General features: G+C 61.0%; 10 protein-coding genes and 1 pseudogene. 4 read left to right on the forward strand and 7 right to left on the reverse strand.

Going from position 1 to position 11,463, the window contains the following annotated elements; genetic code table 11:
- Positions 1–54: 54 nt before the first annotated feature.
- From H7225_RS14255 to H7225_RS14280, 6 genes are all read right to left on the reverse strand, one after another.
- Positions 55–618 (reverse strand): redoxin family protein, encoded by a 564-nt coding sequence (locus H7225_RS14255; RefSeq protein ID WP_290662941.1) that lies wholly within the window; start codon positions 616–618, stop codon positions 55–57.
- A complete protein-coding gene (locus H7225_RS14260) occupies positions 615–1,220 on the reverse strand; it encodes a hypothetical protein (protein WP_290662943.1) in 606 nt (201 codons plus the stop codon). Before H7225_RS14260 ends, H7225_RS14255 begins: the two co-directional genes overlap by 4 nt.
- Positions 1,220–3,394, reverse strand: coding sequence for a molybdopterin-dependent oxidoreductase (locus H7225_RS14265; protein ID WP_290662945.1), 2,175 nt, complete (start codon positions 3,392–3,394; stop codon positions 1,220–1,222). The genes H7225_RS14260 and H7225_RS14265 overlap by 1 nt, the downstream gene beginning before the upstream one ends.
- A 346-nt stretch (positions 3,395–3,740) precedes the next feature.
- Positions 3,741–5,279: a lysine--tRNA ligase gene (gene lysS / locus H7225_RS14270; RefSeq protein WP_290662947.1), complete on the reverse strand. Its 1,539-nt coding sequence runs from the start codon at positions 5,277–5,279 to the stop codon at positions 3,741–3,743.
- Positions 5,280–5,350: 71 nt separating this feature from the next.
- On the reverse strand, positions 5,351–6,073 hold the full coding sequence (locus tag H7225_RS14275) for a hypothetical protein (protein ID WP_290662949.1): 723 nt from the start codon (positions 6,071–6,073) through the stop codon (positions 5,351–5,353).
- Entirely contained in the window at positions 6,070–6,615 is a 546-nt protein-coding gene (locus H7225_RS14280; RefSeq protein WP_290662950.1) for a hypothetical protein, read from the reverse strand. The genes H7225_RS14275 and H7225_RS14280 overlap by 4 nt, the downstream gene beginning before the upstream one ends.
- A gap of 116 nt (positions 6,616–6,731) precedes the next feature.
- Here H7225_RS14280 and H7225_RS14285 point away from each other — a divergent pair, with 116 nt between their 5' ends.
- On the forward strand, positions 6,732–8,090 hold the full coding sequence (locus H7225_RS14285; RefSeq protein WP_290662952.1) for a polysaccharide biosynthesis C-terminal domain-containing protein: 1,359 nt from the start codon (positions 6,732–6,734) through the stop codon (positions 8,088–8,090).
- A 365-nt stretch (positions 8,091–8,455) separates the two neighbouring features.
- Here H7225_RS14285 and H7225_RS14295 read toward each other — a convergent pair.
- A pseudogene (locus H7225_RS14295) lies at positions 8,456–8,617 on the reverse strand (type II toxin-antitoxin system ParD family antitoxin); the annotation flags it as partial.
- A 212-nt stretch (positions 8,618–8,829) separates the two neighbouring features.
- Here H7225_RS14295 and H7225_RS14300 point away from each other — a divergent pair.
- From H7225_RS14300 to H7225_RS14310, 3 genes are all read left to right on the forward strand, one after another.
- Positions 8,830–9,615, forward strand: a complete 786-nt coding sequence (locus H7225_RS14300; protein ID WP_290662954.1) for a LuxR C-terminal-related transcriptional regulator — start codon at positions 8,830–8,832, stop codon at positions 9,613–9,615.
- Between the two features lie 49 nt (positions 9,616–9,664).
- The gene (locus tag H7225_RS14305; RefSeq protein ID WP_290662956.1) at positions 9,665–10,372 is read left to right on the forward strand and encodes a tetratricopeptide repeat protein; all 708 of its coding nucleotides are present in this window, start codon (positions 9,665–9,667) and stop codon (positions 10,370–10,372) included.
- A gap of 267 nt (positions 10,373–10,639) precedes the next feature.
- Positions 10,640–11,053, forward strand: a complete 414-nt coding sequence (locus H7225_RS14310; protein WP_290662958.1) for a hypothetical protein — start codon at positions 10,640–10,642, stop codon at positions 11,051–11,053.
- Positions 11,054–11,463: the final 410 nt, after the last annotated feature.

The raw sequence follows: 11,463 nt of genomic DNA on the forward strand, positions 1-11,463 counted from the left end.
TGGCTTCAAAACCCTGGATCCCCCTTGACCGGGCGGGTTGAGTCCGCCAAAGCATCAGGCGACGAAGGCTTTGGCCCAGGCGGCCAGCTCGTCAAAACTGGTGGCGCCCATCTTGCGCTGGCGGATCCCGCCCTGGGCGTCGATCATGACGGAAAAGGGAAGGCCACCGACGCTGTTGCCCAGTTCCTGGGCCAGTTCAGTGCCGCCAAATCCGGCCAGGCCGATCTGAAAAGCCACGGGTTTTTTGGCCAAAAAAGCTTTGACCGGGGTGGGGCTGTCGACCGCCAGGCCCAGAACGTTCCAGCCCTGACCGCTGAATTCGCGGTGAAAGTGGTCAATTTCGGGCATCTCCTTGACGCAGGGCGGGCACCACGTCGCCCAAAAATTGATCAGCAGTGGGCGGCCTTGCAGGCTGGACAGGGCCAAGGCGGGGCCGTTGAGGGTGTCGAATTGTTTGGTCCAGAAGTCGGTGGGCAGGGGGTCGCCAGCGGGCGTTGGGCTGGCACCGGTGGCTGCCTGATGCTCCAGCGCCCACCAGCCGCCGCCGGTGGCCGCGGCCAAGCCAACGCCAGCCAGGAGGGCGCGGCGGGTGTTCTGTCTGGATGAGTCTGCGGTCATGGTGTGGGTGTGGTGTCTGGCAAGGCAAGCAAGGCGTTCAAGTCGCCCCGATCGGTTTTGCCCTTGGCGTCGCCTTTGAGGGCGCCGCGCAGGTCGTCGTAATCCAGGATGGTCAGGTGCAGACCGATGGGCTCACCCAGTTCGGGGCAGTCCACGGTCAAGCTCAGGCAATCGACCAGGGCGCCCCGGGGGCCGGGCACGCTGCCCACATCGTAGTCCATGCCCTTGTTGAGCAAGGCGATCTCGGCGGATTTGGAGTCGTCGCAATACAGCTGCAGGTGGACATCGTTCAGGCGGGTGGCGGTACCGCGCCAGATGGCGCCGCAAAGGTGGGGGCGAAACTCTTGCAGGCGCTCCATCCAGATGGCGGCCAAGCGGCGCAGGGCGGCCAGCTCTTGCGGTTGGGTGTCGGCGCAGAACACGGCCAGGTACTCAAAGACGGCCGCTTCCATCAGCTCGTTGTCGGGCAGGTCGCCTCGGTTGCTCAGGCCCAGTTGCTTGGCGGCGCGGCGTTTGGCGGCGCCGTAGTCCAGGCCTTCTTCCACCACCAGGCGGGCGGCGGTGGCGGCGATGGCGTCGGCGGGGGTGTGGCCCAGGTCCATCAAGCCGCCTTCACGTGCACGCGCAGGCTGTTGAGGGCCGCGTTGCCGCTGATGCGGTCGGTCAACTGGTCGTCGGTCAGGTCGTTCAGGCTGACGCCAGGGTGTTGAGAGGCCACGCCCAGCTTGACGCCCTGGCGGCCATGGCCCCAGCCGTGCGGCAGGCTGACCACGCCGGGGCGGATGTCCGGGGTGATGAAGACTGGGGCATCGACCTTGCCCACGCGGGAAGTGATCTGCACAGTCTGGCCTTCGCTCAAGCCGCGTTGGGCGGCATCGTCGGTGTGCATCCACAGCACGCAGCGGGCCTTGCCGGACACCAGGCGCTCGCTGTTGTGCATCCAGGAGTTGTTGCTGCGCACGTCGCGCCGGCCGATCAGGGTCAGGGCGTTCGGGTCGGCTCGGTCGTGGCCCATCCGGTTGGCCAGTTGGGGCAATTCATCCGCGATCGCCTTGGGCAGCAAGGCAATGCTGCGGCCCTTTTTGCTCAGGCCTTGCGCCAGGCCTGGCCGCAATGGCCCCAGGTCAATGCCTTGCGGCGCTTGGCGCAACTGCTTCATGCGCAGCGGGTAGGCGCTTTTGCGCAGCCCCAGGGCTAGCAACTGGTCGGGCCGCAGGCGGCTCATGGCGGAGCGCGTGAGCATGCCTTTCACCCGTTGCAAGGCACTGCCTTTTTCCAGCGCCCAGGCATGCTGGGCGTAGCGCTTGGCCAGGCCGGCGTAGATTTCCCAGTCATGCAGGGTGCCCTCGGGTTTGGGCAGGATGGCCGGGCTGTAGCGGGCCACGTTGCGCACCGCGAAGTGCATGAAGATCAGGTCGCAGTGGTCGTGCTCGACGAAGCAGGTGGGCGGCAAGATGATGTCAGCGTGGCGCGTGGTCTCGTTGATGTAGAAATCGATCGAGACCATGAAGTCGAGTTGCGACAGGGCCCGGTCCAGTTGCTGGCCATTGGGCGTGGACAGCACCGGGTTGCCACACGAGGTGACCATGGCGCGGATCTGTCCCGCGCCGGGCGTGAGGATTTCTTCGGCCAGCACAGCCACGGGCAGCTCGCCACCAAACTCGGGCGCCTTGCGCACGCGGCTGTGCCAGGCCCCCACGTGGCCGGGGCCGATCAGGCCGGTCCTGACCAGGTCGATGGCCGGGTGGGTGACCAAGGTGCCACCCTCTTTGTCGAGGTTGCCGGTCAGGATGTTGATCACCTGGATGGCCCATTGGCAGACCACGCCATTGACCTGGGTGGACACGCCCATGCGGCCATAGCAGACGCCCGATTCGGCCTGGGCCAGCTCGCGCGTCAACCGCCGTGTGGTGTCGGCGTCGATGCCCGACGAGGCCGCCGTGGCTTCGGGCGTGAAGGCGGCCACCGCTTGCTTCAAGTCATCCAGGCCTGTGAGCAAGCTTTGCAAATGGCCGGGCTTGGCCAGCGATTCATTCAGCAGCACGTGGACCATCGACAGCAAGAAGGCCGCATCACCACTGGGCTTGATGGCCAGGTGCTCATCGGCGATGGCGGCGGTTTCGGTGCGGCGCGGGTCAATCACCACCAGTTTGCCGCCGCGCGCCTGCAGGGCCTTCAGACGCTTGCGCACATCGGGCACGGTCATGATGCTGCCGTTGGAGGCCAGCGGGTTGCCACCCAGCATGATCATGTACTGCGTGCGGTCGATGTCGGGGATGGGCAGCAGGAATTGGTGCCCGTACAGCCAGTAAGACGTGAGGTGGTGCGGCAACTGGTCCACCGATGTGGCCGAGAAGCGGTTGCGCGTTTTGAGTTGCCCCAAAAACATCGGGCTGTGCGTGATGTTGCCCCAGTTGTGCACGGTGGGGTTGCCTTGGTAGATGCCCACGGCGTTGGCGCCATGCTGCTGGCGCACCTCGGCCAGGTTGCGCGCGACCAGGTCAAAGGCCTGGTCCCACGAGATCTCGACCCACTCAGTGCCCACGCGGCGCACCGGGCGGCGCAGGCGGTCGGGGTCTTCGTGCACGTCTTTCAGGGCCACCGCCTTGGGGCAGATGTGGCCGCGTGAGAACGGATCGGCGTCGTTGCCTTTGATGGAGACGATGCGTTCGCCCTGGACCTGGAAGGTCAGGCCGCAGATGGCCTCGCAGAGGTTGCAGACCCCCTGGTGTGTGACGACGGGACCATGGCTGGGCGCAGCAGGGTGGTTGGACATCGTGGGCGGTGGGAGTGGGCAGGGAGAAGTGATGGTAGCGGATGACGCCGCTGGCATGCCAGTGATTAAATGTCGCCCCGGGCTTGGCTCACGGCTTTGGCGACGTGGGCCAGTGCTTGGGCTTCAGCCACGGTTTGCGCCAGCCGGTGCGGGTGTCGGAAGCTGATCACCGGATAAGTCCTGCAGTGCCAACAAGGATCCCAGCGTCTGCCCGGTGCTCTGCCGCATGGTCAACAGCCCCTTGATGACGGCCAACCCCAGTCCCACGCTGGCACTGTTCAACAGTGGTGCCGGCAAGCGCCACGGGAAGGGGGCGGCGCTTGCGGGGATCACGCCGTTCGGTGCGTCAGGCTTCGCGGCGCAAAGCGGGGAACAGGATGATGTCGCGGATGTTGGCCGCGTCAGTCAGCAACATGATCAGGCGGTCGATGCCGATGCCGCATCCGCCGGTGGGCGGCAGGCCGTGTTCCAGCGCGCGGATGTAGTCGGCGTCGAAGTACATGGCTTCTTCATCGCCGGCATCTTTGGCGCTGGCTTGTGCGGCGAAGCGGGCGGCCTGTTCTTCGGGGTCATTCAATTCGCTGAAGCCGTTGCCGAACTCGCGGCCGGTGATGAACAGCTCGAAGCGTTCGGTGATGGCCGGGTTGGTGTCCGAGGCGCGCGCCAAGGGCGACACCTCGACTGGGTAGTCGATGATGAAGGTGGGCTGCCAGAGTTTTTCTTCAACCTTGGCTTCGAACAGCGCGAACTGCAGTTCGGCCAGGCTGCGGTGGGCGGGCGGCTCTTCACCATGGGCCTTGAGCTTGGCGCGCAGCACCGTGGCGTCATCGGCCTCGGCAGCGGTCATACCGGCGTGGGCCACCAGCGAGTCGCGCACGCTCAGGCGGGTAAAAGGGGCTTCTAGGTCGACCGGGTGGCCGCCGTAGCTCAGTTGTGTGGTGCCAGCGGCAGCGCGCGCGGCATGGCGCAGCACCTGCTCGGTGAAGTCCATCAAATCGCGGTGGTCCCAATAGGCCGCGTAGAACTCCATCATCGTGAACTCGGGGTTGTGCCGAACCGACACGCCTTCGTTGCGGAAGTTGCGGTTGATCTCGAACACACGCTCAAAGCCGCCCACCACCAGGCGCTTGAGGTAAAGCTCAGGCGCGATGCGCAGGAACATTTCCTGGTCGAGCGCGTTGTGGTGCGTGGTGAAAGGCTTGGCATTGGCACCACCGGGGATGGGGTGCAGCATGGGCGTTTCAACTTCCAGGAAGTGGTGATCGACCATGAACTGGCGGATGGCCGCGATCGCATTGCTGCGGGCCTTGAAACGTGTGCGCGAGGCCTCGTCCATGATCAGGTCAACGTAGCGCTGGCGGTACTTCATCTCCTGGTCGGTCATGCCATGGAACTTGTCCGGCAGGGGACGCAGGGATTTGGTCAGCAGGCGGATGCTGCTGGCCTTGACCGACAGCTCGCCGGTCTTGGTCTTGAACAGCGTGCCCTCAATGCCCAGGATGTCGCCCAGGTCCCAGTGCTTGAAGGCGTTCAGCGCATCGGCACCCACCAGGTCCAGCGTGATGTAGGCCTGCATGCGGCCGCTGCCATCTTGCAAGGTGCCGAAACAGGCCTTGCCCATCACCCGCTTGAGCATCAGGCGGCCGGCCAGTTTGACGTGGATGGCTTGCGCTTCCAGCTCGGAGCCTTCGGTCAGGTCGTGCTGCTCGTGCAGAGGCGCGGCGTGGTGCGTGGGCTTGAAATCGTTGGGGAAGGCGATGCCTTGGGCCCGGATGGCGGCGAGCTTCTCGCGGCGTTCGGCCACCAGCTTGTTGGTGTCCACGGGGGCCTCGGTGGCTTGGGCGTGGGCGACATCAGGGGTGGTGGGGGCGTTGGGCGTGGTCATGGGGTCTGGGCTTGGCAAGCATGCGGGCGTAATCCGCGATTGTATGAAACATGAGCGGCTGGCCTTTGCCGTCATGGATTTGCCCGTTGAGCCAGGCGATAAAGCTTGGCTTTCAGATCAGGCAGGCGTTCCTGGCTGGCATGGTCGCTGGGCAAGTGTCCTGGTAGCGCTTCCATGAAAGCACGCTTGGTGAGCAGGGATTCGAACGATTGCGCCAGATACGTTTGAAGTTTTTCCGGAGACTGCGCGCATTCATCCAGCAGCGCATCGCGGCCATCCACCACGCTGAGAAGGTCGCCCAGGTCATGGCTGAACAGATGGTCGCCGCCGCCACGGCCTGCAAAGGCTTCCAGCTTGGTGGCAACGAACACCGGCGCTCGAACGACATTGATCTCTGTTCCGCTTGGCAAGGTGACAGGCTGGGCCGTGCTCACCGCCAACTCATACCAGTGATTGGTGAAGCCCAGGATGCCCGGCAGTGTAGGCATGACATCGACGGTGACCTGGTCCACTTGCCATCGGCAAATGGGCGCTTGAGGCCGCAGATCCGGTGTGAATCCCCGCGTTTTCAGTAGATCTTCTAACTGGTAAAAGTCGCTGCGTGCCAGCACTTCGGCGATCAGGTCCACGTCTTGGGTTGGACGAATGCTCGGCATGGCGGGGTCGGTGATCAACAGGCCAGTGATGGCCCCACCGACGAAGACCAGTCGCTGCCGCAGATCCTCGCCCAAGCAACGCGCCACGGTCTCTAGCAAGGCGACATTGGGGTCGTTGGGGTTCAACACGGCTTTCATGAAGACCAACGTGTGTCCAGCAAGGTGAGGGCCAGTGCGCGCTCGCGGGCGCTGCCGCCACGGATGGCGTCAAACAAGCTCAAAAGTTCGTACAAAGGCGCGCTGCGGGCCGCCGCTTCTGGCACGGTGGGATAGAGCGGGTAAAACGCCACGCCGCGCACCGTGCCTGTCTTGTGGGGCCAAACGGGCGCAGGCTCATTGGGCTGCACGATCAGCTCTTTGAGCGGTGGCGCGGCATAGCCGGTGGGCATGCCCCGCGATATTTCGCCACGTGTGGCCGGAAAACAATAGCGTGCACCGTGTATGACGAACAAGTGCAAGGCCTCCAGCGCGACACGGGGCTTGCCTTCAGCGTCTTTGTAAGCCAGTTGCGCGGCCATGGCGCGGCCGACGCCCGCGTGAATTTCCGACGCCGTCAGGCTGAGTTCAGCGGCCAAGGCAGCGTAAGACGGCGCTGACTTGTCTTGCAGTGACAAGCGGAGCAGCACGACCAGATCTTGTGGCCGCAGCACGATTTGTGGATTGGTTTTGAGGTGGTTCATGACGTTGGCCAGGGCTTCAGTGCGAGTTTATTCGCTGTTTGCAAATGGCGAATATAAAGAAAGCAAGGAATACGGCAACACAAAGCACGCTCAGAGGCTGGGCGACAATGCCACCCATGTCGATTCAGGAATCACCGGCCACCAAGCCATCGCGCGGGACGGCTTTGTCTGCTTTGAAAAATGCTTGGGCCAGCGTGCCTCGGGCGGCGCTGGGCAACCTGCTGGCCAAGCTGCTGATCGTGGCCCTGGGCCTGGGCATCACCGTGCTGGTAGCCCGGCAAGGGCCTCGGGTGCAGGGCGCGTTTGCCTTGTTCGTGGCGGTTGAGTCAGCCTTGCTGACCTTGTTCTCGGGACTGGGCCTGTGGTTGGCCCGGCAGATGTCGCGCCAGCAGGCTGGCCAGGCGGTGCGCGCACGGCCCATGTTGCGCAGCGTGCTGCGGGCGGCGCTGGGCTTGGGTTTGCTGGCCTCAAGTGTGTTGCTGGCGGTGTCGTGGTGGGCCGACAAAATGCCCTATGCCCAGTTGTGGCTGCTGGCCCTGGCGGCGCCGTTTTTGCTGCTGGTGCCCACGGCCACGGGCTTGTGGCTGGGGCAAGGCCGCATGTGGCCTTTGAATGCCGCGCAGGTGGCGGCGCCGGCCTCGGTGCTGAGCGGCCTGGCCGTGGCCTGGTGGTTCAGCCAGGGCACTGAGCGGCACACCTCCACGGTGCTGGTGGTGTTGATGGCCTGGGTCAGCGGCAAATCGCTGGTGGCGGTGTTGACGGCCATCTACGCCTTGAACGATGCCCACCGGCGCGACGAAGCCATCACCACCGACGCCCCCTCGCCCGTCTGGTGGGACGACTGGCGCTTCGTGGCCACCATCGGGGTCACCAATGTGATCAGTTTGTTGAACTACCGGGCTTCCTTGTTCCTGGTAGAGCGCTTTCATGGGCTGGGCGCGGTGGGCACCTATTCGGTGGCGGTGACGGTGGCCGAGTTGCTGTGGCTGTTGTCACAGTCGATCACGGTGTCGGCGTACTCGCGCATTGGCAATCCGGATGTGCGCGTGGCCTCGGTCATGACCGTGCAGGCGGTGCGCATCAATGTGCTGGCCACGGTGTTGGCCGCGCCGATTTTGCTGGTGCTGGCCACCTGGGCCCTGCCCGAGGTGATGGGCCCGGCTTATGCGGATTCGGTGGCGCCATTGGCGGCCCTGCTGCCGGGGGTGGCGGCCTACGCGGCGGCGTCCAGCTTGTCGGCGTTTTACACCAACCACCTGGGGCGTCCGCATTTGTCGGGCGGCATCGCTGGGTTGTCGTTGGCGGTGAGTTTTGGATTGGGGTGGTTTCTGGTGCCGAGCTTTGGCGCGCTGGGGGCGGGTATTTCGTCCAGCACGGGCTACATCGTGGCCATTGTGGTGGCGTACGCGGTTTTTTTGAGGCGGGCGGGTTTGCCGGTGAGGGCGCTCTGGACGCCGGCATTGACGCGCCTTTAGCCTGCCGCCGCGGCGGATTATTTCGGCCGGATTTGAGTGTGTTTTCGCCAGGCCTGAGCGACCTTTTTGTCTCGGGTTGTTAAATTGGATTTCTTCGGGAGAAGAGCTTGAAGCCTTCAGATGCATTGCACTTGAACCGAGCTCGTGGCCATACAAGTGGAACTTCAGCGTCTTCTTGGCGCATCGGTGGATGTGTTAACCCCCAGGGCCCTGCCAGACTCCCTCCGCAGTCGGGTTCTCTCCGAGGCGGTGCCGGTGTAACGAAGGCCCAGCGCGTCCCCGATTGTCTTAAAGGCCATTGAGCGCATCCACCGCTACACAGCGGACATGGATGAAGGCGGTTTCCTGAAAGACAAGGCGATAGCTCATCGCGCATTGGCATGTTCGGCGGCAAGGCGGGCACGCACCTGGTCAACAGTGACGGCGCGGGACGGCTCTGCCTTGAGCGCGTCGTAGGCTGGACCTACCTGCTGATGCAGCCAGCTTTCGACCGCTCGATCACGCGCCAAGAGCGCACGCAAGCCGTCGCATCGCGACCTCCAAAGCACATGAATAGGATTTGGTCCTACTCGACTGGCCTCCAGTAGGCCAGTGCGGGCCAACCAGAATGTGAACAAGGGCCACTGGATCAGCGGCGGCAGGGCCGATTCCGATTCCTGGCATCCGGTTAACGGCCAATTGTCGTCAAAGAACGCGGCACAATGCCTCATAGCCGTTTGAGCGGCAAGGGAGTTGCTGCATGAATGAACTGGCCAACACGTCCAACCAGAGCCCTTTGACGCCTGCAGAAGCTTTGCTTTATGCACGCTTTGCGGAATTGGCCGTCAACGTGGCCACCGAGGTTGACTTCAATGATCTGGTGATCAAGCACGTGACCCCGCTTTTGCCTCACGGCATGCTCTTGGCGGTCCAGGGTGAATTCACCTTTGAGCACCTGACGATTCGGCATCACATTGCCTCCCGGTACCCGGAGTGGGCTTTCGCGCAGATCCCCACGGTGATCAACATTCGCGAACGCCCTGTCATCGCGCGCTGGCTCAAGACCCGCAAGCCCGTCATCATTGACATTGAGCAAGACGCCAAACTTCTGTCAGAGCGTGAGCTGTTTGAGATTCAAACGTTTGGTTTGGGGCGACTGGCGGTGCATGGTGTGTCTGATTTGACCAATCACATGGCCAGCTATTTCAGCTTTGCCTTGGTCGATCCAGCCCTTGACAGGGCCGTGCTGAACCAGCGCCTGGCCATGATGTGTCCTTTGCTGCACATTGCGCTTTCTCAGGTGTTTTGCCAAAGCAAGCCGGTGGGAGCCCCTCAGCACGACTTGACGGCGATTGAGAGGGAGTTGCTGACATGGTTGGCCGCTGGCCGAAGCAATCAGCAGATGGCTGAGTTGCGGCAGCGAAGCCTTTCAACCGTCCGGAATCAGCTGGAAAAGCTGTACGCCAAGCTGGAGGTGAGCACTCGGGCAGAGGCCGTGGCACTGGCCTTGCGCCAGACCAGGCACCTGCCTGATTTTGGAGAATAGGACGAACGTCCTATTTCCACATCATTCGTGGGCAGGCAAGCTCTCCTTCATGAGTCGCAAAAAGGGAGCCTTCATGAAAAGAGTGGTCATTCAGCGCGCGCTTGCTGCCATCGCGTTGATAGGTGCGTTGATCGCTCCTGAGGTTTGGGCATACGGGCAACACGATTTAACGCAAGTGGTTCGCACAGTTGAGGGGCCTCAAGGCCGCAAGCGCCAGCTCGACATGGGTGTCGTGAACGCCATCATTGGCGATTTGGCACGCCATGCGCACACCTACCCCACTCAATTCAAAGACGACAAAGAGCGCCAGCGCGCGACGCAGGACGCCGGCAATCTGTCGGGGATGCTGAACATCCTGACATCGTCGGGCAGCGTCCAGCCCGAACTTTTACTCAGCGTTGGGAGGTTGAATGCGATGGCGCATAACCTGGATGTTTCTGGCGCTGCCCAACGTGCAGACGCCGCTTTTCAACAATTGTTGATGAATCAACCAGAACACCCTCAAGGAAATTATGAATATGGTTTATTTTTGGCCAGTTCCTCTCGGCCAAAGGCCGCCATTCCATACCTGGAAAAAGCCATGACTCAGGGTGTGGATGCTGCGCCTTATACGTTGGATTTGGCTTATTTGGCTTTGAACGACAAACGCAAAGCATTGGAATCCTTTCATGGGTATACAAAAAAACATCCGGAAGACGGCATTGCTCAGCGCCTCACAAAAACTATTCGAGAGGGCTATGTTGATAGCCATCGTTGATGGCCGTCAAATGCAAGCTTTGAAGTTCAGGCGGTGGTTATTTGGTAGCGCCATTATTTGCGCCAACAGCGCATGTGGCTTTTTTGCTAGTTTTCGGCACACGCGCTCTCTTTTTTTCCAATGATCAATGTCAAAGCGCCACGCATACCACGCAGTTGGATCTTTGACCCTGCTCATGCATACCTATTTTAGGTTTCTAAAAATGAGTGCTAATTTTGCCTCGAACTCGAATAGAGTAAATGCATTCACAAAACCGCATAGGAAACCATGAAAAAAATTGCTTTTTCATTTTTGCTGACGCTAAACCTATTGTCAGCGCACGCAGGAGAAAATCTTAAGTTCAGAGACGCTGGTGAGGTACTGGTATCTCAGATAGAGAAGGCTTTGATTAGGAAAAGCTTATGCTCATCCCCATCCAATTGCGTCAACAAAGAAATGGTTCTTTTCAGATCAACCGACGATGGTCTGGAAATTTCACTATATAACACCGTTGACCGAGGCATAGCATCAGAGATAATGTCTGCATGCGCTGTATCATTGGTCGATAATAAGATGAAAGAAATCAGTTTGGAGTTTTTTGCAAAAAGCAAAAAAGAGCAGCTCAAATCCAAAAGATTTTTTGGAGACACTCCGGAACTTAGTTATTTAATCAAGGGGAAATATGCAGAATCCAACAATTGAAATCCGAAACAATGTGGTATTTGGGATACCTCACACCTTCATTGTCTTAACTGACTCCAACGGGGTTAAGTACGGGTTCGGATTTTATCCGACGGATGCCGGGGCACCAAACAGCGCTGGCGAAGTGCGTGACGATACTCGTCATGAGTATACATCTGCCAGCACCCCACAAGAGCTGACCCTTGATCAATATGAAAGAGCTATTAACTATGTTAATCAATCAATCCAAAATCCACCACCATACGCTATCGGATATGGCTCGCAATGTACTAGGGAGCTGCTGATCAATGACCGCTTCACGCACACCCAGCAGCTATCGTGGGCTTGAATGTCGCGATGACGGTCAAATTCAGCCGGAATTCATGGCTTTGGACGTTTCCAACGTGATTTCAGGCCCCTTTCGGGGTTCA

The organism is Aquabacterium sp. (assembly GCF_014378415.1).
In the GTDB taxonomy this organism is placed as follows: Bacteria; Pseudomonadota; Gammaproteobacteria; order Burkholderiales; family Burkholderiaceae_C; genus Aquabacterium.

Excerpts from the sequence above, each read along its gene's own strand:
- H7225_RS14285 (WP_290662952.1), top strand. The coding sequence starts at position 6,732 with ATGTCGATTCAGGAATCACCGGCCACCAAGCCATCGCGCGGGACGGCT.
- H7225_RS14280 (WP_290662950.1), bottom strand. The coding sequence starts at position 6,615 with ATGAACCACCTCAAAACCAATCCACAAATCGTGCTGCGGCCACAAGAT.
- H7225_RS14260 (WP_290662943.1), bottom strand. The coding sequence starts at position 1,220 with ATGGACCTGGGCCACACCCCCGCCGACGCCATCGCCGCCACCGCCGCC.
- lysS (WP_290662947.1), bottom strand. The coding sequence starts at position 5,279 with ATGACCACGCCCAACGCCCCCACCACCCCTGATGTCGCCCACGCCCAA.
- H7225_RS14310 (WP_290662958.1), top strand. The coding sequence starts at position 10,640 with ATGAAAAAAATTGCTTTTTCATTTTTGCTGACGCTAAACCTATTGTCA.
- H7225_RS14300 (WP_290662954.1), top strand. The coding sequence starts at position 8,830 with ATGAATGAACTGGCCAACACGTCCAACCAGAGCCCTTTGACGCCTGCA.
- H7225_RS14265 (WP_290662945.1), bottom strand. The coding sequence starts at position 3,394 with ATGTCCAACCACCCTGCTGCGCCCAGCCATGGTCCCGTCGTCACACAC.
- H7225_RS14305 (WP_290662956.1), top strand. The coding sequence starts at position 9,665 with ATGAGTCGCAAAAAGGGAGCCTTCATGAAAAGAGTGGTCATTCAGCGC.
- H7225_RS14275 (WP_290662949.1), bottom strand. The coding sequence starts at position 6,073 with ATGAAAGCCGTGTTGAACCCCAACGACCCCAATGTCGCCTTGCTAGAG.
- H7225_RS14255 (WP_290662941.1), bottom strand. The coding sequence starts at position 618 with ATGACCGCAGACTCATCCAGACAGAACACCCGCCGCGCCCTCCTGGCT.